The 24,602-nt window shown below is 72.0% G+C and carries 30 protein-coding genes and 1 tRNA gene; 16 read left to right on the top strand and 15 right to left on the bottom strand.

From position 1 onward, the window contains the following. Positions 1–4: 4 nt before the first annotated feature. Both Ae717Ps2_RS07410 and Ae717Ps2_RS07415 read right to left on the bottom strand, forming a co-directional pair. A complete protein-coding gene (locus Ae717Ps2_RS07410; RefSeq protein WP_020624591.1) occupies positions 5–457 on the bottom strand; it encodes a Fur family transcriptional regulator in 453 nt (150 codons plus the stop codon). Beyond that, on the bottom strand, positions 454–831 hold the full coding sequence (locus Ae717Ps2_RS07415) for a helix-turn-helix transcriptional regulator (RefSeq protein WP_020624590.1): 378 nt from the start codon (positions 829–831) through the stop codon (positions 454–456). The genes Ae717Ps2_RS07410 and Ae717Ps2_RS07415 overlap by 4 nt, the downstream gene beginning before the upstream one ends. A gap of 106 nt (positions 832–937) precedes the next feature. Here Ae717Ps2_RS07415 and Ae717Ps2_RS07420 point away from each other — a divergent pair, with 106 nt between their 5' ends. Then, positions 938–1,267, top strand: a complete 330-nt coding sequence (locus Ae717Ps2_RS07420; RefSeq protein ID WP_020624589.1) for an antibiotic biosynthesis monooxygenase — start codon at positions 938–940, stop codon at positions 1,265–1,267. 204 nt (positions 1,268–1,471) lie between these two features. Further along, positions 1,472–2,878 carry a glycine--tRNA ligase gene (locus Ae717Ps2_RS07425; protein ID WP_020624588.1) on the top strand — a complete coding sequence of 469 codons (1,407 nt, stop codon included), beginning with the start codon at positions 1,472–1,474 and terminating at the stop codon, positions 2,876–2,878. A 75-nt stretch (positions 2,879–2,953) separates the two neighbouring features. Here the strand turns inward: Ae717Ps2_RS07425 and Ae717Ps2_RS07430 are convergent, their stop codons facing one another. The 3 genes from Ae717Ps2_RS07430 to Ae717Ps2_RS07440 form a co-directional block, all read right to left on the bottom strand. Next, positions 2,954–3,154: a hypothetical protein gene (locus Ae717Ps2_RS07430; protein WP_020624587.1), complete on the bottom strand. Its 201-nt coding sequence runs from the start codon at positions 3,152–3,154 to the stop codon at positions 2,954–2,956. A gap of 88 nt (positions 3,155–3,242) precedes the next feature. Beyond that, positions 3,243–4,232, bottom strand: coding sequence for a CNNM domain-containing protein (locus Ae717Ps2_RS07435; protein WP_075333159.1), 990 nt, complete (start codon positions 4,230–4,232; stop codon positions 3,243–3,245). After that, complete coding sequence (locus tag Ae717Ps2_RS07440) at positions 4,229–5,659, bottom strand: hemolysin family protein (protein WP_075333160.1); 1,431 nt, start codon at positions 5,657–5,659, stop codon at positions 4,229–4,231. The genes Ae717Ps2_RS07435 and Ae717Ps2_RS07440 overlap by 4 nt, the downstream gene beginning before the upstream one ends. Before the next feature lie 335 nt (positions 5,660–5,994). Between Ae717Ps2_RS07440 and Ae717Ps2_RS07445 the strand changes: the two genes are divergently transcribed. From Ae717Ps2_RS07445 to Ae717Ps2_RS07455, 3 genes are all read left to right on the top strand, one after another. Beyond that, positions 5,995–7,056 (top strand): XdhC family protein, encoded by a 1,062-nt coding sequence (locus Ae717Ps2_RS07445; RefSeq protein WP_233147481.1) that lies wholly within the window; start codon positions 5,995–5,997, stop codon positions 7,054–7,056. A gap of 89 nt (positions 7,057–7,145) precedes the next feature. Continuing rightward, a complete protein-coding gene (locus Ae717Ps2_RS07450; RefSeq protein ID WP_075313058.1) occupies positions 7,146–7,763 on the top strand; it encodes a YdcF family protein in 618 nt (205 codons plus the stop codon). Next, positions 7,760–9,058 (top strand): deoxyguanosinetriphosphate triphosphohydrolase, encoded by a 1,299-nt coding sequence (locus Ae717Ps2_RS07455; protein ID WP_075311409.1) that lies wholly within the window; start codon positions 7,760–7,762, stop codon positions 9,056–9,058. Before Ae717Ps2_RS07450 ends, Ae717Ps2_RS07455 begins: the two co-directional genes overlap by 4 nt. A 114-nt stretch (positions 9,059–9,172) precedes the next feature. Here the strand turns inward: Ae717Ps2_RS07455 and Ae717Ps2_RS07460 are convergent, their stop codons facing one another. The 3 genes from Ae717Ps2_RS07460 to Ae717Ps2_RS07470 form a co-directional block, all read right to left on the bottom strand. After that, positions 9,173–9,955 (bottom strand): HNH endonuclease family protein, encoded by a 783-nt coding sequence (locus Ae717Ps2_RS07460; protein ID WP_233147482.1) that lies wholly within the window; start codon positions 9,953–9,955, stop codon positions 9,173–9,175. Between the two features lie 282 nt (positions 9,956–10,237). Continuing rightward, positions 10,238–10,681, bottom strand: coding sequence for an Hsp20/alpha crystallin family protein (locus Ae717Ps2_RS07465; protein ID WP_020625193.1), 444 nt, complete (start codon positions 10,679–10,681; stop codon positions 10,238–10,240). Between the two features lie 135 nt (positions 10,682–10,816). After that, positions 10,817–11,176, bottom strand: coding sequence for a MerR family transcriptional regulator (locus Ae717Ps2_RS07470; RefSeq protein ID WP_075311411.1), 360 nt, complete (start codon positions 11,174–11,176; stop codon positions 10,817–10,819). 143 nt (positions 11,177–11,319) lie between these two features. Between Ae717Ps2_RS07470 and Ae717Ps2_RS07475 the strand changes: the two genes are divergently transcribed. The 5 genes from Ae717Ps2_RS07475 to Ae717Ps2_RS07495 all read left to right on the top strand — a co-directional run bounded on the left by Ae717Ps2_RS07475 (position 11,320) and on the right by Ae717Ps2_RS07495 (position 15,942). Then, on the top strand, positions 11,320–11,703 hold the full coding sequence (locus Ae717Ps2_RS07475; RefSeq protein ID WP_139318975.1) for a hypothetical protein: 384 nt from the start codon (positions 11,320–11,322) through the stop codon (positions 11,701–11,703). Between the two features lie 73 nt (positions 11,704–11,776). Continuing rightward, positions 11,777–12,787 (top strand): DMT family transporter, encoded by a 1,011-nt coding sequence (locus Ae717Ps2_RS07480; protein WP_020625196.1) that lies wholly within the window; start codon positions 11,777–11,779, stop codon positions 12,785–12,787. Between the two features lie 10 nt (positions 12,788–12,797). Further along, positions 12,798–14,666 (top strand): DNA primase, encoded by a 1,869-nt coding sequence (gene dnaG / locus Ae717Ps2_RS07485; RefSeq protein WP_020625197.1) that lies wholly within the window; start codon positions 12,798–12,800, stop codon positions 14,664–14,666. Further along, a complete protein-coding gene (locus tag Ae717Ps2_RS07490; protein ID WP_075311415.1) occupies positions 14,663–15,175 on the top strand; it encodes a hypothetical protein in 513 nt (170 codons plus the stop codon). The genes dnaG and Ae717Ps2_RS07490 overlap by 4 nt, the downstream gene beginning before the upstream one ends. Beyond that, on the top strand, positions 15,172–15,942 hold the full coding sequence (locus Ae717Ps2_RS07495) for a trans-aconitate 2-methyltransferase (RefSeq protein WP_075333161.1): 771 nt from the start codon (positions 15,172–15,174) through the stop codon (positions 15,940–15,942). Before Ae717Ps2_RS07490 ends, Ae717Ps2_RS07495 begins: the two co-directional genes overlap by 4 nt. Positions 15,943–15,992: 50 nt before the next feature. Here Ae717Ps2_RS07495 and Ae717Ps2_RS07500 read toward each other — a convergent pair whose 3' ends face one another. Next, positions 15,993–16,190, bottom strand: a complete 198-nt coding sequence (locus Ae717Ps2_RS07500) for a hypothetical protein (RefSeq protein WP_020625200.1) — start codon at positions 16,188–16,190, stop codon at positions 15,993–15,995. A gap of 174 nt (positions 16,191–16,364) precedes the next feature. Between Ae717Ps2_RS07500 and Ae717Ps2_RS07505 the strand changes: the two genes are divergently transcribed. Continuing rightward, positions 16,365–16,436, top strand: a tRNA-Asn gene (locus tag Ae717Ps2_RS07505). Between the two features lie 180 nt (positions 16,437–16,616). Here Ae717Ps2_RS07505 and Ae717Ps2_RS07510 read toward each other — a convergent pair. Continuing rightward, positions 16,617–17,024, bottom strand: a complete 408-nt coding sequence (locus tag Ae717Ps2_RS07510; RefSeq protein ID WP_158071468.1) for a hypothetical protein — start codon at positions 17,022–17,024, stop codon at positions 16,617–16,619. Between the two features lie 358 nt (positions 17,025–17,382). On the opposite strand from Ae717Ps2_RS07510, the gene Ae717Ps2_RS07515 reads away from it, so the two are divergent. The 3 genes from Ae717Ps2_RS07515 (at position 17,383) to Ae717Ps2_RS40265 (ending at position 18,923) form a co-directional block, all read left to right on the top strand. Then, positions 17,383–17,601: a type II toxin-antitoxin system HicB family antitoxin gene (locus Ae717Ps2_RS07515; protein WP_020625202.1), complete on the top strand. Its 219-nt coding sequence runs from the start codon at positions 17,383–17,385 to the stop codon at positions 17,599–17,601. Beyond that, on the top strand, positions 17,598–17,822 hold the full coding sequence (locus tag Ae717Ps2_RS07520; protein ID WP_075311421.1) for a type II toxin-antitoxin system HicA family toxin: 225 nt from the start codon (positions 17,598–17,600) through the stop codon (positions 17,820–17,822). Before Ae717Ps2_RS07515 ends, Ae717Ps2_RS07520 begins: the two co-directional genes overlap by 4 nt. Positions 17,823–18,275: 453 nt before the next feature. Next, positions 18,276–18,923: a class I SAM-dependent methyltransferase gene (locus Ae717Ps2_RS40265; protein WP_075333163.1), complete on the top strand. Its 648-nt coding sequence runs from the start codon at positions 18,276–18,278 to the stop codon at positions 18,921–18,923. 139 nt (positions 18,924–19,062) lie between these two features. Here Ae717Ps2_RS40265 and Ae717Ps2_RS07530 read toward each other — a convergent pair whose 3' ends face one another. Both Ae717Ps2_RS07530 and Ae717Ps2_RS07535 read right to left on the bottom strand, forming a co-directional pair. Then, positions 19,063–19,839 carry an inositol monophosphatase family protein gene (locus Ae717Ps2_RS07530; protein WP_075334196.1) on the bottom strand — a complete coding sequence of 259 codons (777 nt, stop codon included), beginning with the start codon at positions 19,837–19,839 and terminating at the stop codon, positions 19,063–19,065. A gap of 234 nt (positions 19,840–20,073) precedes the next feature. Continuing rightward, on the bottom strand, positions 20,074–20,652 hold the full coding sequence (locus Ae717Ps2_RS07535; protein ID WP_337819495.1) for a VOC family protein: 579 nt from the start codon (positions 20,650–20,652) through the stop codon (positions 20,074–20,076). A gap of 26 nt (positions 20,653–20,678) precedes the next feature. Here Ae717Ps2_RS07535 and Ae717Ps2_RS07540 point away from each other — a divergent pair, with 26 nt between their 5' ends. After that, positions 20,679–21,239: a DUF1707 domain-containing protein gene (locus Ae717Ps2_RS07540; protein WP_075313062.1), complete on the top strand. Its 561-nt coding sequence runs from the start codon at positions 20,679–20,681 to the stop codon at positions 21,237–21,239. Positions 21,240–21,392: 153 nt separating this feature from the next. Here Ae717Ps2_RS07540 and Ae717Ps2_RS07545 read toward each other — a convergent pair whose 3' ends face one another. Both Ae717Ps2_RS07545 and Ae717Ps2_RS07550 read right to left on the bottom strand, forming a co-directional pair. Then, positions 21,393–21,818, bottom strand: coding sequence for a PPOX class F420-dependent oxidoreductase (locus Ae717Ps2_RS07545; protein ID WP_020622093.1), 426 nt, complete (start codon positions 21,816–21,818; stop codon positions 21,393–21,395). A gap of 34 nt (positions 21,819–21,852) precedes the next feature. Beyond that, positions 21,853–22,455, bottom strand: a complete 603-nt coding sequence (locus Ae717Ps2_RS07550) for a TetR/AcrR family transcriptional regulator (protein WP_075311431.1) — start codon at positions 22,453–22,455, stop codon at positions 21,853–21,855. 71 nt (positions 22,456–22,526) lie between these two features. Here Ae717Ps2_RS07550 and Ae717Ps2_RS07555 point away from each other — a divergent pair, with 71 nt between their 5' ends. Continuing rightward, on the top strand, positions 22,527–23,738 hold the full coding sequence (locus tag Ae717Ps2_RS07555) for a cytochrome P450 (protein ID WP_075311433.1): 1,212 nt from the start codon (positions 22,527–22,529) through the stop codon (positions 23,736–23,738). A 14-nt stretch (positions 23,739–23,752) separates the two neighbouring features. Here the strand turns inward: Ae717Ps2_RS07555 and Ae717Ps2_RS07560 are convergent, their stop codons facing one another. After that, a complete protein-coding gene (locus Ae717Ps2_RS07560) occupies positions 23,753–24,595 on the bottom strand; it encodes a helix-turn-helix transcriptional regulator (protein ID WP_075311435.1) in 843 nt (280 codons plus the stop codon). Positions 24,596–24,602 lie beyond the last annotated feature (7 nt).

Below are 24,602 nucleotides of genomic sequence, written 5' to 3' on the forward strand. Positions count from 1 at the left end.
GGCCTCAGCCCGCCGAGCAGCGGCCGCAGAGGCCGAAGATCTCGAGGGTGTGCGACACCTCGGTGAAGCCGTGCTTCTGGGCGACCGACTCGGTCCAGGACTCGACCGCCGGCCCCTCGATCTCAACGGCGGCGCCGCACCGGCGACACACGAGGTGATGGTGGTGGTGCTCGGTCTCGCAGCGCCGGTAGACGGCCTCGCCGGACGCGACCCGCAGCACGTCGACCTCGCCGCCGTCGGCGAGGGTCTGCAGGGTCCGGTAGACCGTGGTCAGGCCGATGCCCTCGCCGGCGCGCCGCAGCTCCTCGTGGATCTCCTGGGCGGACCGGAAGTCGTCCAGCCGGTCCAGTAGCGCGGTGACGGCGGCCCGCTGCCGGGTGGCGCGGATGCCGCGCGGCCCGGCGGTGGACCGCTCGGTGACCGCCGCCGCGGTCGTCCGGCCGGTCGTCTCCGTCACGTGTCCTCCTCGACGTGGGCGACGGCGTCCACCACGATGTGCGCCAGGTGGTCGTCCACCAGCGAATACAGCACCTCGCGGCCCTTCCGCTCGCCCTCGACCACCCCGGCGGCCTTGAGGACCCGCAGGTGCTGGCTGATCAGGGGCTGGGTGACCCCGAGCGCGTCCACCAGGTCGTGGACGCACCGCGAGTGTTCCAGCAGCTGCAGCACGATGGCGATCCGGACCGGTGCGGCGAGTGCCCGCAGCAGGTCGCCCGCGGCGGCCAGCGTGCGCGGGTCGCGGGTCGGGCCCGGCTCGGGCGCGGGGTGGTGGTCGTCGTCCGCGCCCGGGCCGGCTCCCGGTGCGTGCGTGGTCTGGGCTGCGGCAGACATGTGGTGGACCCGTCCGTTCCCCCGGAGGCGGCGGCCACACCCTCCGGCGCTGCTGTGCCGTACAGGCCGCACCCGACATGGTAGGCGTGTTCGTTATCGTCGCGCCGTGCTGCTGGTCTGCCGCTTCCGCGTGTCTCCCTCCGAGGAGGCCGCGTTCACCGCGCGTGTGGCCCGCGCCCTGGAACTCCTCGCCGCCCGGCCGGGCTTCCGCGGGGGTGAGGCGGGCCGGGCGATCGAGGACGCCGGGCAGTGGGTCCTGACCGTCCGCTTCGACTCCGTCGACGCCTACCGGCGTGCCCTGGGGCCGTTCGAGGTCCGCGAGCACGTGCACCCGCTGCTGGCCGAGGCCGACACGACCACCGAGGCGACCTACGAGTCCCTGGTGACCGTGACCCCCGGCGCCGCGCCCGTCCACCACCCCAGCCTGTTGAGCTGACCCTCGGACCTCGCGCACCGTCCTGCGACCTCGCAGCCGTTGCACACGGTGCGAGGTCGCAGGAACCTGTGCGAGGTCGGTCGGGCGGAGCCACCGCGGCGGGGTCGGGGGGCAGGGGCAGGGAGTGGGGATACATGGCGGGTCGGTAATCTGGGATGCCCCGTATCCGGGGACCTCCGAACCACCTTCTCTGGAGCGCCGCCAGTGGCCAGCAAGCCCACCTCAGCCAAGATCGAGACCATCGTCGCGCTGACCAAGCGGCGCGGATTCGTCTTCGCCTCCGGTGAGATCTACGGCGGTACCCGGTCGGCGTGGGACTACGGGCCCCTCGGCGTCGAGCTGAAGGACAACATCAAGCGCCAGTGGTGGAAGAGCATGGTGACCGGCCGCGACGACGTCGTCGGCCTGGACTCCTCGGTCATCCTCCCGCGCCAGACCTGGGTCGCCTCGGGCCACGTCGGCACCTTCTCCGACCCGCTGGTCGAGTGCGAGTCCTGCCACAAGCGCTACCGCGCCGACCAGCTCGCCGAGGAGTTCGCCGAGCGCAAGGGCCGCGACCCGGAGCAGGCCGACCAGAACGACCTCTCCGAGGTCCCCTGCCCGAACTGCGGCACCCGCGGCCGGTTCACCGCGCCCCGCGAGTTCAACATGATGCTCAAGACCTTCCTCGGCCCGGTGGAGTCCGAGGAGGGGCTGCACTACCTGCGCCCGGAGACCGCGCAGGGCATCTTCGTGAACTTCCTGAACGTGCAGACGACCTCGCGCAAGAAGCCGCCGTTCGGCATCGGCCAGATCGGCAAGAGCTTCCGCAACGAGATCACCCCGGGCAACTTCATCTTCCGCACGCGCGAGTTCGAGCAGATGGAGATGGAGTACTTCGTCGAGCCCGGCAGCGACGAGGAGATCCACCAGTACTGGATCGACGAGCGCACCCGCTGGTACACCGACCTGGGCATCTCCTCGGAGAACCTGCGGCACTACGAGCACGCCAAGGAGAAGCTCTCCCACTACTCGAAGCGCACCGTCGACATCGAGTACCGGTTCAACTTCACCGGCCAGGAGTGGGGCGAGCTCGAGGGCATCGCGAACCGCACCGACTTCGACCTGACGGCGCACTCGAACCACTCGGGCGTCGACCTGTCGTTCTACGACCAGGCCTCCGACACCCGCTACAAGCCGTACGTGATCGAGCCCGCCGCCGGTGTCGGCCGGTCGATGATGGCGTTCCTGATCGAGGCCTACACCGAGGACGAGGCGCCCAACGCCAAGGGTGGTGTGGACAAGCGCGTCGTGCTGAAGCTCGACCGCCGGCTCGCACCGGTCAAGGCCGCGGTGCTGCCGCTGTCGCGCAACGCCGACCTGTCGCCGAAGGCGAAGGACCTGGCCGCGCAGCTGCGGAAGAACTGGAACGTCGACTTCGACGACGCCGGCGCCATCGGCCGCCGGTACCGCCGCCAGGACGAGATCGGCACCCCGTTCTGCATCACGGTCGACTTCGACACCCTCACCGACCAGGCGGTGACGATCCGCGAGCGCGACTCGATGGCGCAGGAGCGGGTCGCCCTCGACCAGGTCGAGACCTACCTGGCGACGCGCCTGCTCGGCTGCTGAGACGACGCTGGGACCAACCCGCGCCACGAACGCCCCCACCCGGATCCCGGGCGGGGGCGTTCGTCGTCGAGGGGGTCAGCGCCGGTAGGCCAGCAGCTGCACGCCCAGCTCGGCCTCGGTGCGGCGCACCTCCTCCAGCTGCTCGGCGGACAGCGTGGCGTAGGGCGACTCGGGTCGGTAGGCCACGAGCGGGCCGCCGATGCGGTCCTCGAGCTGCCTCAGCCTGGCCAGTGCCGCCTCGTCGAGATCGGCGGGGCGCAGCGTCGGAGCGGTCATCACAACCTCCGTGGGTGATCGGGAGGCGACCCAGGGTAGGGCGGTCCCGGACCGGGCGCAGCTCGGGCACCCGGTCCGGGGAGTGCTCCTACACCGGCTCCGGCAGCAGGCGTTCCACCAGGTCGGACAGGGTCACGATGCCGACCGGGCGGTCGTCGGACTCCACCAGCGCCAGGTGCGCACGCTGCTCACGCATCGTGTTCACCGCTGTGTGGTACTGCGTGTCCGCCGGCAGGGTGAGCAGCGGGCGCATCAGGTCCCGGGCCCGGGTCTCCGGCGCCCGCGTCAGCGTGTCGCGGACGTGCACGTACCCGATCGGGGTGTCCCCGTCCCAGACGACCAGCCGGAGGTGGCCGGTCCGGCGACAGGTCGCCTGGACGGCGGCGACGTCGTCGTCCGCGGCGACCCCGGAGGGCTCGCGCGCGAGCTCGCCCAGGGGGGTCCGCTCCAGCTCCAGGGCCGTGACCAGCTGGTCACGGCGCCCCTGGTCGAGGGTGCCGGTCTTCGCCGAGTGGTCGACCAGCTGACGCAGGTCGTCGGCGTTGCGGCCCGAGGCCATCTCGTCGACGGGCTCGACGCCGCACCAGCGCAAGCAGCGGTTGGCCGCGCCGTTGAGCAGGAGCAGCAGCGGCCGCGCGACGATCATGAACCCGCGCATCGGGAGCGCCAGCATGATCGCCGACTTCTCCGGGTGCGAGATCGCCCAGGACTTCGGGGCCATCTCCCCGACGACCAGGTGCAGGAACGTCACGACGATCAGCGAGATGACGAACGACGCCACACCCGCGACCCCACCGGGGACGCCCCAGCCCTCGATGAGCGGGCGCAGCGCGTAGTCCACCGCCGGCTTGGTGATCGCACCGAGCCCCAGCACGCACAGCGTGATCCCCAGCTGGGACCCCGCCAGCAGCAGCGAGATGTCCTTGGCGCTGCGCAACGCAGCCCGCGCCGAGGCCGAGGTCTGCGCGGCCTCCTCCAGGCGGTAGTTCCGGGCGGCGACGAGCGCGAACTCGACGGCCACGAAGAACGCGCTCGCCGCGATGAGCAGGATCGACACCACGATCTCGAAGACGCTCATGCCCGTACCTCCCGGTCGTCGCCGTCCTGCTCGGAACCGGCGGCCACCGGTTCGGTCCACTCCAGGGCGACCGCCGACGGGACCCGCCGGTCGACCTCCTGCACCACCAGCCGCAGGGCGCGGTCCTCGTCGTCCGGGCCCTCCGCCGCGATCGTCACGACGACCGCGTCCCCGACGACCGGCAGCCGCTGCAGCTCGGCCATCACCAGACCGCCGACGGTCTGGTAGTCACCCTCGGGCAGCTCGGCCTCGATCAGCCTGCCGACCTCGTCGACGTGCCGGTCACCCGGGACGACCCAGCCGTCGTCGGACCGCAGTGCCTGGTCCGTCCCGGCCTGGTCGTGCTCGTCGGTGATCTCGCCGACGAGCTCCTCGGCGACGTCCTCGACGGTGATGACGCCGGCCAGGCTGCCGTACTCGTCGAGCACGCACGCCAGCTCCTCGTCGTCGGCGCGCAGCTGGGCCAGCACCTGGGGCAGCGGCAGCGACGAGGGCACCAGCACCGGGGCCCGCATGAGGTCGGAGACCAGCACCTCGTCGAACGGCCGGTCGTCGCGGTCGGCGAGGGCCAGCACGTCCTTCAGGCAGACCACGCCCACCAGCTCCAGGGCGTTCTCGGCGTTCTCCGGGGCCGCCGCCTCGGCGGGGGGCCCGAGCACCGGGTAGCGCGAGTGCTGGACGGCCATCTGGCCGACCAGGCTCTCGACGGTCGCGTCGGCACGGACCCACGACACCCGCGGCCGCGGGATCATCGCGGCCCGCGCGGTGCGGTCGCCGAAGTCGACGGCGCGGTCCAGCAGCACCGCGAGCTCCGGGTTGAGGTCACCCGAGTCCTTCGAGTCGTCGATGATCGCTTCGAGGTCGCGGGGGGTCGCCGAGTGCTCCACGTCGTGCACCGGCTCGATCCGCAGCGAGCGGAGCAGCAGGTTGGAGGCCGCGTCGAAGATCCGGATGATCCACCCGAACAGCGCCAGGTAGGTCTTGGTGGACAGCGCCAGCCACCGCGCGACCGGCTCCGGCCGGGCGATGGCGAGGTTCTTCGGGAACAGCTCGCCGAACACCATCTGGATGACGGTGGCCAACAGCAGCGCGACCGTGATGCCGATCGCCAGGCCGACCCCCTGGGGCACGTCGACGAGGCCGAGCAGCTCGGCGATGCCGTTGCCGATCAGCGGTTCGGCGACGTAACCGACCAGCAGACCGGTGACGGTGATGCCGAGCTGGGCGCCCGACAGCATGAACGACGTACGACGGGTGATGTCGAGGGCACGGGACGCTCCGGTGTCGCCCTCGGCCGCACGGGCCTTGAGGCGGGAGCGGTCCACGGCCATGTAGCCGAACTCCTGGGCCACGAAGTAGCCGGTCAGGGCAGTGATCACGAGGACCACCAGAATGCCCAGGAGGATGCCGAGGATCGTTCCGATCACCGGGCTGTCACCGCCCGGGTCTCGGGCCCGGCCGGGAGGTGCACGGCGCGGGCGGGGACGAGGACGATGCGGGGTCGCCGGCCGTCACGGGGACGGTCGGCGCGCGGACTGCAGGTGGGGTCCATGACTCCTGACTCGCGGTCTGATGGGCGTACGTGGCGTTCAACGCGTGCCGGAATCGTACGGTTCCGGAACGCTGCCGTCGCGCTGATCACTCTCTCATGGCCCGAACGGCGGTACCGGTGTCGACGCACCGGCGCCGCGGATCGTCCCGTCGTGGCCACGTCCCGCCCGTTCTCAGCTCACCGTCAGGCCCCGTCGCTACCCTGGCGACCGTGAGCACCTCGGCGACCTCCTCCGCGGCACGGCCACCGGCCGACCCCCGTCGTGACCTGGGCGCGGCCCTGCGCCGATGGGCGGTGACCGGCGGGTCGGGGATCGGCGGCTCGGGGATCGGTGTCGTCCGGGTGCTCGACCGGCACGGGTTCGGCTCCGTCGAGTCCGGCCAGCTGGTCGCGGGCACCACCGACGGCGAGGTCGGCGGCCTGCTCTACCTCGGAGCCCTCGACGACTCCGCGCATCCGCTCGCCGTGCAGGCGGCGTCCGGGGTGGCGACGGTGCGCGAGGCACACGTGGGGGAGGCCTCCGCGGTCGCGGCCGGGCTCGCCTGCGCGGGCGGGGCGACGCTGCTCGCCCACCCGCTGGCCGCCGGTCCCGCCGCCGCGCTCGGGGAGGCGCTGGAGACCGGGCGGCCCGCCGCGCTGCTGTCGGTCGTGGACACCGGCGCGGCCCTGGTCCTCACCGGGCCCGGCCTGGAGGAGGCCACCGGTGACCTCGGCGGGGTCACCGCCGCGGCGGCCGAGCAGACCCGCGCGCTGCTGCGCCGGGGCGCCACGGCCACCGAGCGGCTCGACGTCGACGGCACCGCGGTGCTGGTCGACCTGCTGGTGCCGGTCCCGTCGGTGCTGGTCGTCGGCGAGGGGGCGCTCGGCGCGGCGCTGCACGCCCAGGCCGGTCTGCTCGGCTGGAGCGCCCGCACCGTCACCACCGTCGAGGACGCGCGTGCCGCCGTCGCCGCCTTCACCGAGGCCGACGTGCTGGTGCTGCTCGACCACGACCCGGCCTTCGACGCGGTCCTGCTCGACGGCCTGGCCCACGGCCGTGGGTTCCTCGGAGCGCTCGGGTCGCGGCGCACCCAGGCCGCGCGCCGCGAGCGGCTGCTCGCCGCCGGGGTCACCGAGGACGCCCTGGCCGCGGTGCACGGGCCGGTCGGTCTCGACCTCGGTGCCCGCACCCCGGCCGAGACCGCGGTGTCGATCGTCGCCCAGGTCGTCGCGCTGCGCGCCGGGCGCTCGGCTTCGGCGCTCGCCTCCTCGGCCGGTCGGATCGGCGGATGACCGGCACCTCGTCGTGGCGCGGGCTCGGCGGCGCCCCGCCGGAGCCCGGTCCGGACCGGCGCACCGTGCGCCGTCCGGTGCGGACCGGCATGACCTGGGGCGCGCGGCTGCTCGTCGGCGGTCTGGTCATGCTCGTCGCGGTGGTCGGGGTGACCGCGCTGCGGGTGTGGCAGGTCGCCCGGGACGACGACCAGCGCCCCAGCGACGCCGTCGTCGTCCTCGGCGCGGCCCAGTACAACGGTGAGCCCAGCGCGGTCCTGGCCAACCGGCTCAAGCACGCCGAGCAGCTGTGGCGCGACGGCGTGGCCCCGCGGATCGTCACCGTCGGCGGCGGTCGCACGGGGGACCGGTACACCGAGGCCGAGGCCAGCCGGGACTGGCTGGTCGAGCAGGGCGTGCCGTCCTCGGCGGTCGAGGCCGTCCCCGAAGGTGCGGACACGCTCGGCAGCCTGCAGGCGGTCGCGGCGACCGCGCGGCAGCAGGGCTGGTCCTTGGCCCTGCTGGTGTCCGACCCGTGGCACAGCCTCCGTGCCCGCACCATGGCGCGCGACGCCGGGCTGGAGGCCTACACCTCCCCGACGCGCAGCGGCCCGATCGTGCAGACCCGGGAGACCCAGCTGCGCTACATCTACCGCGAGACCGGCGCGCTGCTGTTCTACGAGCTGACCCACGCGTCGGTCGACACCGCGAGCAGCGGGCTGGGATGACCCTCCAGCACGCCCCGGTCGACCCGGGATACACCGCCGCCGACGCGGAGCGCCGCCATCCGGAGGCACCGAAGGGCTCCGGGCTGGGTGAGCGCGGCCGCGTCGAGCGGCGCAGTCCCTACTCCCGCGACCGGGCCCGGGTGCTGCACTCCGCGGCGCTGCGCCGGCTCGCGGGCAAGACCCAGGTGGTCGGGCCGGGGGAGGGCGCCGAGGTCAGCGGCATCCCGCGGACCCGGCTGACGCATTCGCTCGAGGTCGCCCAGATCGGCCGCGGCATCGCCGAGGAGCTGGGGCTCGACCCCGACGTCGTCGACGCCGCCGGGCTGGCCCACGACATCGGCCACCCGCCGTTCGGGCACAACGGCGAGCGTGCGCTCGACGTCGCGGGAGCCGACTGCGGCGGGTTCGAGGGCAACGCCCAGACCCTGCGCATCCTGACCCGCCTGGAGCCCAAGGCCCGCTCCGGCGACGGCCGCGTCCCCGGCGGGCTCAACCTGACCCGGGCGACCCTGGACGCCGCCACCAAGTACCCGTGGCCGCGCCGCGGCGCGGAACGCAAGTTCGGTGCCTACGCCGACGACCTGCCGGCCCTGGAGTGGGTGCGCGCCGGGGCACGGCCGGGGGTGCGGAGCATGGAGGCCCAGGTGATGGACTGGGCCGACGACGTCGCCTACTCGGTGCACGACGTCGAGGACGCGGTGCACGCCGGCCGGATGGACCTGGCGGTGTTGTCCTCGCCGGCCGAGCGCGCGGCGCTCGCGGTGGAGGCGTCGCTGCGCTTCGGCGAGGACGAGGGTGCCTGTGCCGAGGCCGCCGCCCGGCTCGACGCGCTGCCGGTGGTCCGCGCGGTCCGCGGCTTCGACGCCGCCACCGCCGCGGGCGACGACCTGGTCGCGATGAAGCGGATGACCTCCGAGCTGGTCGGCCGGTTCGCCCTCGCCGCGACCGACGCGACCCTGGACACCTACGGCGACGCGCCGCTGGCCCGGCACCGCGCGGACCTGGTGGTGCCGGTCGTCGCCGTGGCGGAGGTCGTGGTGCTCAAGGCGCTGGCCACCCGCTACGTGATGAGCGACCCGCGGCGGCTGGCGATGCAGTCCCGCCAGCGCGACCTGCTGCACGACCTCGTCGCGGCGCTGTACGACCGGGGGCCCGACGCCCTCGACCCGGCCCGCGCGGAGGACTGGGCCGCCGCCCCCGACGACCGGTCGCGGCTGCGTGTCGTGATCGACCAGGTCGCGACGCTGACCGACCCGCAGGCGCACGCCTGGCACCGCACCCTCTGCCGGCCCTGACACCTGCCGGCCCCTGACACCTGCCGGCCCCCGACACCGGCCGGCCCCGAGACGCCGACGGCCCCGCCGTCCGGGTGGGGCGGCGGGGCCGGGTGGCCGGGGTCGGTGCGGGGCTCAGCGCAGGGTGATCGCGGGCTTCGCCGCGTCGGCCTCGCTGGTCACGGCCCGGGTCGGGCAGGTCCCGAGGACCCGGTCGATCGCGTCGCGCTCGGCGCTGGTCACCCACAGCTTGTACTTCTTCTTCACCGCGACCTGCCGCGCGACGTAGGCGCAGCGGTAGCGGCTGTCCGGCGGGAGCCAGGTCGCGGCGTCGCCGTCGCTCTTGCGGCCGTTGGTCGGCCCGTCGACGGCGATCAGGTTCAGCGGGTCGTTCCCGATCTTCTCCCGGGTGGCCGCGTCGAGCTGCTGGGCGCCCTTCTGCCAGGCGTCGGACAGCGCGACGACGTGGTCGATCTGCACCTTCTCGCTGGTGCCCTGGCCACGGGTGAACGCGATGGTGGTGCCGGTGTAGGAGTCACGCAGCGTCCCGGTCAGCACGACGCAGTCGTGCGTGCCCGCCTTGAACGTCTCGCGGTCCATGTCCCGGGCCAGTACCTGGTTGCGCTGGTCGCAACCGTCCCGGTCGATGTCGGCCCAGCTACGCCCGAACTGCTGGCGCGTGTAGCCGGTCTTCGGTGCCCGGCCCTTCACCGCCAGCGTCTTCAGCGTCGCCGACGCGCTGCCCGCGGCCGCACCCTCCACGGTCCCGGGGGTCACCGGGGCGATCGCGCCGACGTCGACGACGCCGGTGTCGAGCGCCGCGTCCAGCACGTCCACGAACGATCCGGGGGATCCGCACCCGGCCATCACCATCATCGTCGCCAGCAGTCCGGCGACCCGCACACCTCGAACACGCACACCGGAGATGTTCGCGAATGCGAACGCCGGAACCACGCCAACACGCCGCGTGTTCGTCACTCAGGGTGAAGTGACTTGCCAGGACGGGGTCGGTCCGTTCACAGGGTCGGGGTGGTCGGTGGCCTCGTGATCACGCTCACAGGCCCTCGGGCCACCACGGCCGGGGTGGGGCGGGAGCACGCTCGGGCTACGCGTGCTCGTCGTGACGGCGCCGTCGACCGGCCGTCCCGCCGGTCCGACGCCGGTTCCGGGCCCGGCACGCGGCCGGGCTCGGAACCGAGATCAGGCGTTGATCGCGGCCCGGTCGGAGTCGTGCCCGGACTCGACGGCGATCGTCCGCGGCTTGGCCGCCTCGGCGACCGGGATGCGGATGCGCAGCACCCCGGCGTCGTACGACGCGTGGATGGAGGACGTGTCGAGGTTGTCGCCCAGGAACAGCTGGCGGGCGAACACGCCGTAGGCCCGCTCGGAGGCGACCCACTCGACCTGGTCGGTCCCGGCGTTGGCGGGCCGCCGCTCCGCCTTGACCGTCAGGGTGTTGCGCTCGACGGAGAGATCGACGGCGTCCGGGTCGATGCCGGGGAGGTCGAACTCCACGACGAACTCGTCACCGTGACGCCAGGCGTCCATCGGCATCGCCGCCGGGCGCGACCAGGTGCCGCCGGACTCGAACGCCTGCGAAGCGATGCGGTCCAGGGCTCGGAACGGGTCGGTACGCAGCAGCATCTCGAACCACTCCCTTCCAGCCGTGCCGGTTCACGACCGACCGGCTGACTCCTCGTTGTCCTTCGTCATGTCGGTCCTCCGGAGTCCCGCTCCGGATATCTTCAGTTATAGCTGGAGATTTTCTGTTGTCAAGGGCTACTCTGGATTCGTGTCGCCGAGCTCGGTGCGCAGGCGTGCGAGTTCCGTGCGCAGGCGCTCGATCTCGCGGTGTGCCGCGCCGAGGCGGTTCTCGCTGTCGGCGAGCTCGCCGCGCAGTCGGTCGATCCAGGACGCCGAGCCCAGCGGATGCCCGTCGTCCAGCAGGGTGCGCAGGCGCGCGGCCTGCTCCAGCTGGTTGCGCGAGTAGCGGCGGTGCCCGCCCGGGGAGCGGTGCGGGTTCACCACGCCCGCGCTGTCGAGGCTGCGCAGGAACGCGGGCTCGACCTCCAGCAGGTGCGCGGCCTGGCCCATCGCGACGGTCGGGTAGTCGGGGTCGTCGAGCCGGTCCAGTGCCATGTCGGTTCCTCCCTCGCGGTCCGCGGCGCACGCTCGGGTGCCGGAGCCGGTCGTCCGCGAACCTGAGTGTGGCCACGTGATGGCGAAAATCTTAACCATACGCTAGAGGTATTGGAGAGATGACGATCCGGAAGGAGAACGCGATGAACAGGAGCAGGGTCCGCACCGACCGCCCCCGCGAGGACGTCCTCCACGTCCGCGTCGACGGCGAGCTGGACGCGGCGGCAGGTGCGTCGCTGCTGCGCCAGGTCGATGCGCACCTCGCCGTCGCCGGTGCCGGGTGGTCGCCGGTCCGGCACGTCCTGGTCGATCTCGGTACCGGGGTCACCGCGCGCGGCGCGCGGGCGCTGCACCATCTGCGGCACGTGGCCCGCAACCGCGGTCTGGACGTTCGGCTGATCGGCGCCGCCCGCGTCGCGCCGCGGACGGTGCCGGACGTCCGGGCGGTGCTGCACGGGATGCGCAACCACCCGGACCTGGACTCCGCGCTCGCCGAGCTGCCGTCGTCGGTCGTCGTCGCGGCCTGATCGGACCGGGGTGGGGTGAGGCTCCCCCCACCCCGGCTTGCCCCGGTCGTTAGCACTGCGATGAAGTGAAGGCGTGACCTCCTCGCGTTGGCTCGTCCCGGTGCTGGCCGTGCTCTTCGTGCCGCTCTGGGCGTCCGGCTTCATCGCCGGCAAGATCGCGACCGGCTCCACCGACGTCCCCGCGGTCCTGTTCTGGCGGTTCGTGATCGCGCTGGTCGTGATGCTCGTCGCCGTCGCCGTGCAGCGGCCGGGCCTGCCACGCGGCCGGGCCTGGCTGCACCTCGCGGTCACGGCGTTGCTGCTGCAGGTCGGGCAGTTCAGCTTCGTCTACAGCGGGCTCGCCTCGGGTGTGCCCGCCGGGCTGTCGAGCCTCATCCTCGGGATGGCGCCGTTGCTGGTCGGGCTGCTGACCCCGTTGCTGCTGGCGACCCGCCTGGGCGTCGGACCGGTGCTGGGCCTGCTGATCGGCGCCACCGGCGTCTACGTCGTACTGGCTGACGACCTCGGTGCCGGTCTCGGCGGCAACCTCGTCTTCCCGGTGCTGGGCATGCTGTCGCTGGCGGCCGGCACGCTCTACCAGAAGCGGTTCAACGACGGCACGCCCGTGGTGACCAGCGTCGTGGTCCAGATGGCCACCTCGCTGATCGCGACCCTGGTCGCCTGGCCGTTCCTCGGTGCGGACTGGCTGCCCCGGGCGCCGTCGGGGTGGGCGGCCGTGGCCTTCCTGGGCGTCGTGAACTCGGCGGGCGCCTTCGTGCTGATGTTCGTGCTGCTACGCCTGCGGTCCACGGTTTTCGTGTCGTCGCTGCTGAACCTGGTCCCGGCGACGACGGCGCTGGTCGCCGTGCCCGTGCTCGGGGAGCCGCTCACCGTGCAGGCGGTGCTGGGCCTCGGCATCGCGCTGGTCGGCATGTTCGTCGGCCTGGGTCGGGTGCCCGGCCTGCGCGGTCACCCGGTGACGGCCGACGCCGCCGTCCCCGCAGAGCAGCCGGACACCGTCGCCGCCGCCCCGGTGGAGCGGCCGGACGCCGACACCGCCGCACCGCCGGCGGGCGGACCGGGACGCCGGGCCGGAGGCGCCTAGACTGGCCGTCGTGGCAGGACGGATCCGGGACGCCGACATCACCGAGGTCCGCAACCGCACGCGGGTCGAGGAGATCGTCGAGGAGTACGTGGCCCTCCGCCGCGCCGGGGCGGGCTCGCTGAAGGGCCTGTGCCCGTTCCACGACGAGAAGTCCCCGTCGTTCACCGTCCGTCCCTCGCACGGCACGTTCCACTGCTTCGGCTGCGGTGAGCACGGCAGCGTCATCGACTTCGTCATGAAGATGGAGGTCATCGGGTTCCCCGAGGCCGTCGAGCGGCTCGCCGAGCGGTGCGGGGTCCGGCTCACCTACGAGGGCGGCGGCTCCTCGGTGCAGCGCGACCGCGGTACCCGCAGCCGTCTGCTGGAGATCAACAAGAAGGCCCAGGCGTTCTACGCCGAGCAGCTGCGCACCCCCGCCGGGCGGGCCGGGATGCAGTTCCTCGCCGACCGCGGGTTCGACGAGGCCGCCGCGGAGAAGTTCGGCTGCGGCTACGCCCCGGCCGGCTGGGACGTCGTCACCAAGCACCTGCTGTCCCAGGGCTACCAGCTCGACGAGCTGATCAAGGCGGGCATCTCCAAGGAGGGCCGCCGCGGCGCCATCGACCGCTTCCACCGGCGCCTGCTGTGGCCGATCCGCGACCTGGGCGGCGACGTGGTCGGCTTCGGCGCGCGCCGGCTGTTCGACGACGACGGCATCGAGGCCAAGTACCTCAACACCTCCGAGACGCCGGTCTACCGCAAGACCCACGTGCTGTTCGGCCTGGACCAGGCCAAGCGGGAGATCGCGAAGACCCGGCAGGTGGTCGTCGTCGAGGGCTACACCGACGTGATGGCGATGCACCTGGCCGGGGTGACCACGGCGGTCGCGTCCTGTGGCACGGCGTTCGGCACCGAGCACGTCTCGGTCATCCGCAGGCTGATCGGCGACGACTCCTTCGACCGCGGGGAGGTCATCTACACCTTCGACGGCGACGCGGCGGGCCAGAGCGCCGCGATGAAGGCGTTCGAGGGCGACCAGAACTTCGCCGCGCAGACCTTCGTCGCCGTCGCACCGGACGGTCAGGACCCCTGCGACCTGCGCAACAACCACGGCGACGCGGCCGTGAGGGACCTCGTCGCCCGTCGTGAGCCGCTGTTCGAGTTCGCCATCCGCACCGAGCTGCGCAGCCACGACCTCGCCAGCGCCGAGGGCCGGGTCGCGGCACTGCAGCGGACCGTCCCGCTGGTCGCGCAGATCAAGCGCGAGGACCTGCGGGACGAGTACGCGCGCCGGCTCGCCGGCTGGGTCGGCTGGGACGACATCGCCGTCGTCGTGCGCCGGGTGCGCGAGAGCGCCGGGGTCTCGCCGGAGGGGGGCCGCTCCCGACGTCGGGCCCCGCTGCCCGCCCCCAAGCGCGACGACACCCAGCTGCACCTGCAGCGCGAGGCGCTCAAGGCGGCCCTGCAGATCCCCGGCGTCGTGGGCCCCGCGTTCGACGAGCTGCCCGAGGCCGGGTTCACCCACCCGCAGCTGGCCGCGGTGCACCGGGCGATCATGGCCGCGGGCGGGGTGTGCGCCGGGCTGGACGGGTCGGACTGGCTCGACGCCGTCGTCGCCGAGAGTGCGGGCGACGACGTGAAACGCCTGGTCAGCGAGCTGGCCGTGGAGGACCTGGAGCTCCCCAAGCGCAACACCGACGAGGTCCGCTACGTCAACGGCGTGCTCGCCGGGGTCCGGCTCGGCCTGGTCGAGCGCGAGATCGCCGACCTCAAGTCGCAGCTGCAGCGCACCAATGCCGAGACCGACCACGACGAGTACATGGACCTGTTCGGGGTGCTCGTCCCGCTGGAGCAGTACAAGATCCAGCTGCGCGAGCAGGCCTCCGGGGTCGCGTCGTGACCGGCTTCTGGGCGCGGCTGCTCGGGCGCGAGCCGGTGCCCGACACGGTTGCCGACGCCCTCGCCGACTCCGAGGCCGTCGTCGCCACCGCGCAGGCCCCGGACGGGATGCTCGTGGTCACCTCGTGGGGGATCTGGCCCCCCGGCGGTGAGCGGCTGGGCTGGCACGAGATCGCGAAGGCGACCTGGGACAAGGTCAGCCTGGTCGTGACGCCGACCTCGGCCGAGCAGATCGCTCCCGGCACCGAGCTGCTGGCCGACGGGCGCCCGCTGCGGTTCCGGCTCGCCGACCCGGGGAAGGTGCCGCAGGCGGTGCAGGAACGGGTCACCCAGTCCATCCGCACCCGCAACCGGCGCGAGCTTCCTGGGGGAGGGGCCTGGGTGCTGCAGCGCCGGGTCCCCGGCCGCGACGGGCTGGTCCTCCAGGTGCGGCCCGACCCGGGCACCGACCCCGTCGCCGCGCGCCGCCTCGCCGAGGGCATCGCCGCCCGCCTGCCGGAGGACCCGTGAGCACCAGCTGGGACCCCGCCCTCTACCGCGCCTTCGACGACCACCGCTCCCGCCCGTTCCTCGACCTGCTGGCCCGGGTGGGGGAGCCCGACCCGGCCCTGAACCGGGTCGTCGACGCCGGCTGCGGTCCCGGCCACCTGACCGGGCTGCTGGCCGACCGCTGGCCGACGGCGACGGTGGAGGCGTTCGACTCCTCCCCGGACATGGTCGCCGCGGCCCGGGCCGCGGGCGTCGACGCCGCGCAGATCGACGTGCGCGACTGGACCCCGCCCCGCGACACCGGGGTGCTCGTGTCCAACGCGGTGCTGCAGTGGGTGCCCGAGCACCCCGAGGTGCTGCGCCGCTGGACGGCCGCGCTCGCGCCCGGTGCGTGGATCGCGGTGCAGGTCCCCGGCAACTTCGACGCGCCCTCGCACGTGCTGACCCGCGAGGTCGCCTCGCTGCCGCACTGGCGCGGCCGGATCGTGCTGCGCGGCGACGGGACCGTACTCGACCCGCTCGGCTACGCTGACCTCCTGGCCGCCACGGGTGCCGACGTCGACGTGTGGGAGACGACCTACCTGCAGCGGCTCGACGGCGAGGACCCGGTCCTGCGCTGGATCTCCGGCACCGCCCTGCGCCCGGTCCGCGACGCCCTCGACGACGACGCCTACGACGCGTTCGTCCGCGAGCTCGCTCCTCGGCTGCGCGCGGCCTACCCGCCGAGCGCCGACGGCAGCACCTGGTTCCCGTTCCGCCGCGTCTTCGCGGTCGCCCGCACACGCTGAGCCGCCCTGTCCCGCGCCCCCGGGACGGGGGTCATGGGACGGGGCGGGCCTCAGCGCCCGGTGTTCTGGCCCCCGCGCACCTTGTCGATCGCGCCCTCGACGCCCGCCCGAGCGATGCCTGCGGCGCCCTGCACCGCGGGGTGGTCGGCCGCCCGGTGATAGGCGCGGACGAGCTGTTCGTAGCGCTCGTGACCGGCTCTGGTGCCGAGGACGTACCCGACGGCGACACCCACGAGGAATCTGACCATTCCCCTCACCTCCGACCGCGACCGTACCCGGACCGCGGCCGCTGCCCGACCGCCACCCGGATGGGGCTCCGACCTGCGGGAACAGCGGCCGAACGGGGGGTTGCGAGACGACTGTGCGGGGTGTTGTAGAGTTCTTCTCGTCGCCGGGAACACCACCTGGAGCGGCATGAACGGTCCTCCGTAGCTCAATGGCAGAGCACCCGACTGTTAATCGGGCGGTTATTGGTTCGAGTCCAATCGGAGGAGCATTTTCCGAGGTCGATAGCTTGACCCGGGTAGCGACTCAAGATCGACCCCCAGGAAGTCCACTACTAGTGGGTTCCGGGGGTCGATGTCTTTTTAGGACCTCCAGGATCTCCTTGGCCCCGGTCGCGGCCACCAGGGCGGTTCGGTCAGTACGACGAGGAGGGGGCGGGACCACTCGGATCAGGCGTCGAAGCGGACCGTGCTGAAGTCGACCGTGCCCGAGAAGTCGGTGGTGTCCTGGAAGCCCCAGCCGATGACCTTGGCGCTCTGCGGCACGAGGTAGACCCAGGTCATGTCGGCCTCAAAGCCCGGCTGGAGCTGATCGTTGCACTCAGGGTTGCCCCTGAGCTTGTAGAGGTCGTCGATGGCGTCGAAGTTGCGTTGTTGCGAGTCGACGAGCTTGGTGTTGATCGGCAGGCTGCAGGTGAGGTCGAGGCCCACTTTGGCGTTGTTGACGACGTGCGCGGTGACGGAGACGAATCGGCCGCCTGTCTGTGGCGTCGTCTTCGTGTACTTCTCGTAGCCCGAGCCCGGTCGGAAACTGGACTCGTTCATCTGGATCGAGTCGACTGCGCGGGCGTCGGTCACGGTCAAGGTGATGCCACGGTTGCTCACTGTCTGACCGATGCTCGCCGAGGGTGGAGCGGTCGGGGTTGGCTTGGTTGTGACCGGCGCTGCTGACGCAGTGGTAGCGGGGCTCCCGGTGCTCGAGGGGGCTCGGCGCCGCATCCCGCGAGCAGGAGCAAGGCGAGGAGGACGACGACGGACGCGGCACGCATGACTACTCCGTGATGTGAGGCGATCACTCCGCCTGTCGGCAGGCTTTGCTGTCTCATTACCGCCCTCCGTCCTTGATCGTCACTCTTGATGAACGGTCGACCTGGAGCGCGTGGGCTCGTCCTCCGCAAGGGCCGACCTCGCTCACCTCGGGCCGTACACTCGGCACATGGACACCGCTCGCACCTTGACTGCCGCCGTCGCGAAGGACGGCGAGTGGTACGTCGCCCGCTGTCTGGAGATCGAGGTCGCCAGCCAGGGGGAGACGGTCGACGAGGCGCTGGCCAACCTCCGTGAGGCGTTGGAGCTGTACTTCGAGGACGACGAGGTGCCGGCTTCCTTCGAGCACCCGCTCGTGACTCCGATCGAGATCCGCATCCCGGCGTGAGCCCAGCCCTTCCTCAGGTCTCCGGCAAGCAGGTCGTCCAGGCGCTCGAATCAGCGGGCTTCGAGCACCGCTCGACCAAGGGCAGCCATGCGAAGCTCCGCCACCCTGACGGCAGAGTCGTGATCGTCCCGCTGCACCGCGAGATCGTCCGGGGCACTCTCGGCTCCGTTCTGCGGCAGGCCGGACTCAGCGCTTCGGAGTTCCTGGACCTGCTCGGCTGAGGGCGCCGTCTACCTCCCGCGGCCCAACGTCGAGAGTGGCAACGAGCCACAATCACCCGTATCCGTGCCGACGGCGTTGTGGCAGGTCATCGCCGGTTTCGAGCACACATGACTACTGACCGCGGGTCTTGATCCTGGATCGGGCGGTATCGGTTCGAGTCCAATCAGAGGAGCATTTTCCGAGGTCAGTAACTCGATCCGGGCGGTGACTCACGCTCCCCTGGGAAGCCCTCACCGATGGGCTCCGGGGGCGACGTCCTTCTGAGACCTCCAGGACGTCCGTCGCTCCGGTCGCGGCCATCTTGCGACCGAAGGAGAAGTCCTGCGTCCTGAGTGTTGGACGGATCGCGCAGCCCGCCCATGCAGCGGAAGACGAGGCGAGATCCGGCGTGGTTCAGCCCGTCGATCTGTCGATTGTCGTGGATTGCTTGAGTCGCTTGGCATGATGGTGCTGTGTCAGGCAGCTCGGCGAGGCGGTGGAACCACAACATTCACTACCACCGGCTGGTCCTGGATGCGGTGCCACGTGGCGCCCAGACAGCTCTCGACGTCGGCACCGGCAACGGCCTCCTCGCAGCGGACCTGGTGCACAGGGTTCCCCAGGTCGTCGCGATCGACCTGGACCCGACAGTTCTCCGCTCGGCACGGAGCGAGGCCCCGATGGTCGAGTGGGTCCACGGCGACATTCTGAGCCACGTGTTCCCAGCCGACTCGTTCGATGTCGTGGCTTCGATGGCCACACTGCATCACCTGCCCGATCCAGTCCAAGCACTACGGCGATGCGCTGATCTCACGTCGCCGGGCGGTCGAGTCGTCGTGGTCGGGCTGGCGAGGACCTCCCGGCCGATCGAGGTCGTGCTCCACGGCATCGGAGCCGTGCAGCACGCCGTGCTGCGTCGCCGGTACGGCTTCTGGGAGCACACAGCCCCCGTGGTCTGGCCACCGCCGCACACCTACTCCGAGGTTCGTCGCGCAGCCCGATCCGCCCTTCCCGGATGTCGTTGGCGCCTGCTGCCCATGTGGCGCTACTGCATCACCTGGACCAAACCTCTCCCGGGCACGCACCAGCCAGAGAGCAAAAGAGGAATCGTCCACGGGTGACGGCCGTGCAAGGAGCGTGCGGTATCGCTCGGCTTGCGACCGTCGCCAGCGGTCACCCACGACCATCCCGTCATGCGGGTCACCGCGCGTGCGCCTACGAGGCCGGTATCAGAACGGCCATGATGGCGCGGCTCCTGAATCAGGGACTCAGGTCGCTGATGCGCTGCAGCAACTCACTGTGCACGTCGTGGTCTGCTGCGATGACGAGTCCGTGTCCGGAGTCGACAGCGTCTCCTCTCAGGTCGGTGACGATGCATCCGGCTCCCGTGCAGAGAGCGATGCCGGCAGCGAAATGCACGCTTCCGCGAAGGTCGCCGTCGTTGACATATGCGGCTCTGTGCCCGGCAGCCACCCACGCCAAAGCCAAGGATGTGGCGCTGACTCTCGGGGTCATCCACTCTCGTAGCCCGCGGTCACCCAGGAGCGACGAAGTCACGACATCCCACGGCTCATCTGCATTCAGTTCGATGATTCGGTTCTGAGCGCTCGGACACAGGATCTGGTCGCCGGCCTCGCTCCGCGTCCCTGCGGTTACCCCGTCGGTCCAGTGGATGAGTTCGCGCCGCGGGTCGCCTACCGCCGACACAGTGGGGGTGCCGTCGATGCAGAGCGCGACGTTGAGGCCGTAGTCCCCGGCGCCGGAGGCGAAGTTGCGGGTGCCGCAGAGCGGGTCCACCAACCACATGCGCGAGCGTGCTCCACCGGACTCGCCGAGCTCCTCTCCGGTGAACGCATCACCTGGTCGACAGGCTCGAAGTATCGATCGAATCGCGCGTTCCGCATCGAGGTCCGCAGCGGTCGCGAAGTCGACCGCACTCTTCTGAATGCGTCGGAGCTGCCCACCCGGCGTCCTCCGGATCACGTCCATGCCAGCTCGTACGGCGTCGATAGCCAGCTCGACATCTGTTCCCTGCATCGACGTAACCCCCATTGCTCCGCCATGTCGTCGGCATGCGCCGGTCGGTGATGATCCCGAATCCTGCCCCGGCAGACGCGTCGGTCGAGCCCACCGACCGGACGTCGCTCCCTCCTCCTCGCACGGGGCCGATCCAGATGCCCACCCGTGCCCACGACGATCTGATCAGGCGTGCCCCGCCGGCCCGGCGGGCGAGCCCGTCGCCACCGCTGGTCCGGCGGATGACGCGCCAGGTCAGGCCGGGCTCACGGGCTCGATCAGGTCCCAGCGATTGCCGGCGATGTCGCGGAACACCACGAAGCGCCCGTAGGTCTCGGTGCGCGGATCAGTGAGGAACTCGACCCCGGCGTCACGCATGTGTGCGTATCGGCTCTCGAAGTCCTCGACCTGGAGGAAGAAGCCGACCCGGCCGGCATGCTGGTCGCCGATCGCGGAGACCTGGCGATCTCCGTCTGCCCGGGCGAGAAGGATCCCTGTCTCCGCGTCCGGCGGGCGGACGACGACCCACCGCTTGGGTCGACCGTCGTTGCTCTGAGCGGGGGAGTCCTCGACCAACTCGAATCCCAGCGCGTGGGTGAAGAAGTGGATCGCCTCGTCGTAGTCGTCCACGATGATCGTGGTGAGTTGAAGGAATACCATGCTCGCCAGGGTGGCAGTTGCACCTCCTGGTGCGCTCCGGCCGGGGAAGCGGCAGCCGACTCCCGATGCCGGAGCGGGAGGCAACGCCACGGCGGTGTCGGTGTCGATGTTGATGTCGAGACCGTCCTCGGGTGGTCCCTGAACCGTGCTCCGGGAAGACCCCGAGTCGTTCACCGACGACGGTGCCTATGGTCGAGTGCATGACCTCGTACGAGAGTTCCGACGCCGCCGTCCCAGCTCGGGACCTCCGCGTCTCGTACGCAGAGCGGGACCACGTGTCGGCCTTGCTCAACCGGCACCATCTCGAAGGTCGGCTCGACGGGGCAGAACTGGCCGACCGGCTGGCCGCTGTGTCCACTGCGGTCACCCGAGCGGACCTGAACAGCGTCGTCCTGGATCTCCCGGGGGCCCAGGACGCCGTGCCGACACGTGATCTGCTCGAACTGACGAATACCGCGGGCGACCTCCGGCGTGCCGGCGAATGGCTGGTCCCGCCGCGCGTGGTCGTGCGCTCCTGGTTCGGCAACGCTCACCTCGACATGCGTCGCGCGCGCTTCGTCACCGGTGACGTCGTCGTCGACGTGGACATCGTCATCGGGAACATCGACGTTCGGCTACCGCCGGGGGCGTCCGTGGACATCACGGGCGTGCGCGCGGCGGTCGGAACCGTCCGCGACAGGGTGGGCGAGTCGGCGTCGCGTGGTACTCCGCACGTCATCCTCGTCGGCGGTACCCAGGTGGGGAATGTGACCGCACGATGACGCCGCGCGCACCGGTCCTGGCCGGTCGGGGTCGGGTCTCCTGACCCCGCACCTGATCGGTGTGCCCATGTGGGGAGGCGGTGTACGGCACGGTCCCCGATCACACCGCCCGCGTCTCGCCGCAGTGGGATCGACACGATGCCGCAGCGGCCCTCACCCCACGTCGCGCGCCCGGATCCCCGCCTCGTGCGGATCCACCTGCTGCTCCTCGGGTGACAGCGCGAGGGTGAGGATCCGCGTCGGGTGGATCCGGATGATCGCGCTCGACCCCGTCGACTGCCCCGCGGAGTCCGCCGGCTCGGTCAGCGCCTCGCCCCGTCCCCGGATCTCGACGAACCGCACCCGCCACGGGGCGGTCGACAGAACGTCGTCGACGACGAAGGCGACCTGCCCGTTCGCGGCGACGTTGCGGAACTTGCGGCTGCGCTCCATCCCGTGGCCGCCGATGTCGATGGTGCCCAGCGTCGTGTTCACACCGAACCCCACCGGGCTGGCCTGCAGCGTCCCGTCCGGCCGGGCGGTGGCGAGCCGCCCGATCCACTGGCTGCGCAGGTAGGCGATCTCCTCGTCGGTGAACATGACGGCGACGCTAGGACCTGAATGGTGCTTCAGGTCAAGACGTGGCTCGCGCGACCGCGGCCCGCGCGTCGGCCTCCGGCATCCCGAGGGTCAGCAGGTGCCCGAGGGCGACGTCGGTCTCGTCGCCGTCCCACCGCCCCTCCTGTGCGGCGCGCATGTAGGCCAGGGAGCCGGCTTGCAGTACCTCGGCCAGCACCGGGGCCGCGGCGTGCCGGGAGAACACACCGGATCGCTGCCCGTTCTCCAGCAGCCGGACCATGATCGTGTGGAACGGGCCCATCGCGGCGCGGACCTCGTCGTCGGCGGTCCGGCGGGCCAGCGCGATGACCGGGCCGTAGCGCCGCGACGTGCTCCAGGTACGCAGGAGGGTGGCCGCGAGCTCGACGGCCGGGTCGGCCGCGTCGGGGTCGACCTCGCCGACCTTCTCGACGAAGTCCGCCGACGCCGCCCGGACGAGTGCGACCACGAGGTCGTGACGGCTGGTGAAGTGGCCGTAGAGGGTGCGCCGCACGACCCCGGCGCGGGCCGCGACCTCGTCGAGCGAGGCGTCCGGGTTCTCGCGCAGCACGGCCTGCGCGGCGTCCAGGATGGACCGCCGGTTCCGCTCGCGGGCCGACGGCCGCTCCGTCCGTTTCATCACGCGTGCATTTTTGCACGATGAGTGCAATCCTGGCGAGTGTCGAGGACACCCAGTGCGAGGAGCGGACGATGACGATCGACCACGACACCCGGCCGGTACGGCTGGACCAGGACTTCTTCGACGATCCCGACGAGCTCTACCGCCGGTTGCGCGACGAGAGCCCGGTCGTCCGCGCGACCGGGCCGAACGGGCTGACCTTCTGGATGATCACCCGCTACGCCGACGCCCGTGCCGCGCTCAACGACCCGCGGCTGCAGAAGGACTCCCGCCGGCTGCCGGAGGTGCTGCAGCGCCAGGGCGCGACCTCGATCCGCCAGTTCGCCGACTCCCTCGTCGCGCACATGCTCAACGCCGACCCGCCGGACCACACCCGGCTGCGCAAGCTCGTCGGACGGGCGTTCACCGTCCGGGCGATCGCCCGGCTGCGGCCGCGGATCGAGCAGATCGCCACCGAGCTCGCCGACGCCGCCGAGCAGGCGGGCCCCGAGCTCGACCTGCTGGACCACTTCGCCTTCCCACTGCCCATGACCGTCATCTCGGAGATCCTCGGTGTCCCGGGGGACCGCCGCGACGACTTCCGGCACTGGTCGAACCTACTGCTCTCCAGCGGGCCCGACGAGGAGCGTGGCGCGGCCGCCGCGTCGATGGCGCAGTTCCTGTCCGCGCTCGTCGCCGAGAAGTCCGCCCACCCCGGCGACGACATGCTGTCCGAGATCGTCCGCGCCTCGGAGGACGGCGACTCGCTCAGCCCCACCGAGGTCACCGCGATGGCGTTCCTGCTGCTGGTCGCCGGGCACGAGACCACGGTCAACCTCATCGGCAACGGCGTGCTGGCACTGCTGCGCGACCCCGACCAGCACGTCCGGCTGCGTGCCGACCCCGACCGGGTGCCGCAGGCGGTCGAGGAGTTCCTCCGGTACGACGGCCCGGTCAACCTCGCCACGATCCGCTTCACCGACGAGCCCGTCGAGTACTCCGGGGTGAGGATCCCGGCCGGCGAGGTCGTGCTCGTCTCGCTGATCGGGGCCAACCGCGACCCCGAGCGCTACCCGGACCCGCAGCGGTTCGATCCCGACCGCGACACCTCCGGGCACCTCGCGTTCGGCTACGGCATCCACCACTGCCTCGGCGCACCGCTGGCCCGCCTGGAGGCCGACGTCGCGTTCCGGACGCTGCTCGCGCGGTTCCCGGACATGACGCTCGCCGGCGCCCCCGGGCAGCACCGGCAGAGCACGCTGATCCACTCGCTCACGGCGCTCCCGGTGCGCCTGCACCCGTGACCGGCGCCGGGTGATCAGCCCGCGCTGAACTGCTCGCTGCCGATCACCCGGAGCAGCTCCAGGCGCCGTTCGGTCTCGCTGCGCGGCGCCGCGGTGAGTACCAGCAGCGCCTGGGACCGGTCCTCGGTGAACAGCGCCTGGCAGTCCACCTCCAGCTCGCCGAGCTCCGGGTGCAGCAGCGTCTTGTGGTCGGCGAACCGGCGTCCGACCTCGTGCAGCTCCCACAGGGCGGCGAACTCGGGGCTGCGCTCCGACAGCACCCCCACCAGCTCGCCGGCCCGCGACCGGGGCCCGAGCATCGCCAGTGCCGCCCGCAGCGTCGCGACCTGCGCGCGGCTCTGGCGGGGGCGGTCGTCGGGCGGGTACATGCGCCGGGCGTCCGGGTCGGTGAACCAGCGGAAGACCTCGCTGCGGGCGAGCCCGGCGTGGTGGGTGTGGTCGCCGAACAGCGCCCGGGCCATCTCGTTCTGCACGAGCGTCTCGCCGAGCACGGTCAGGATCAGTGCCGGGCTGTCGTGCAGCCGGTCCAGCACCCGCAGCAGCGCGGGGGCCACGTGCTCGGACACCGGGCCCGACGCCGGCGCGTTCCGGCCCGCGCACCGGAACAGGTAGTCGCGTTCCTCGGTGCCCAGCCGCAGCGCCCGGGCCAGCGACGCCAGCATCTGGTCGCTGGGCTGCGGCCCACGCTGCTGCTCCAGCCGCGTGTAGTAGTCGGTCGACATGACCGCGAGCGTGGCGACCTCCTCACGGCGCAGCCCCGCCGTGCGCCGGCGGGCACCGTCGGGGAGCCCGACGTCACCGGGACGGAGGCGGGCACGGTGCCGGCGCAGGAAGTCGGCCAGGGCTGCACGGTCCACGTCACCG

The organism is Pseudonocardia sp. Ae717_Ps2 (genome assembly GCF_001932475.1).
GTDB lineage: Bacteria > Actinomycetota > Actinomycetes > Mycobacteriales > Pseudonocardiaceae > Pseudonocardia.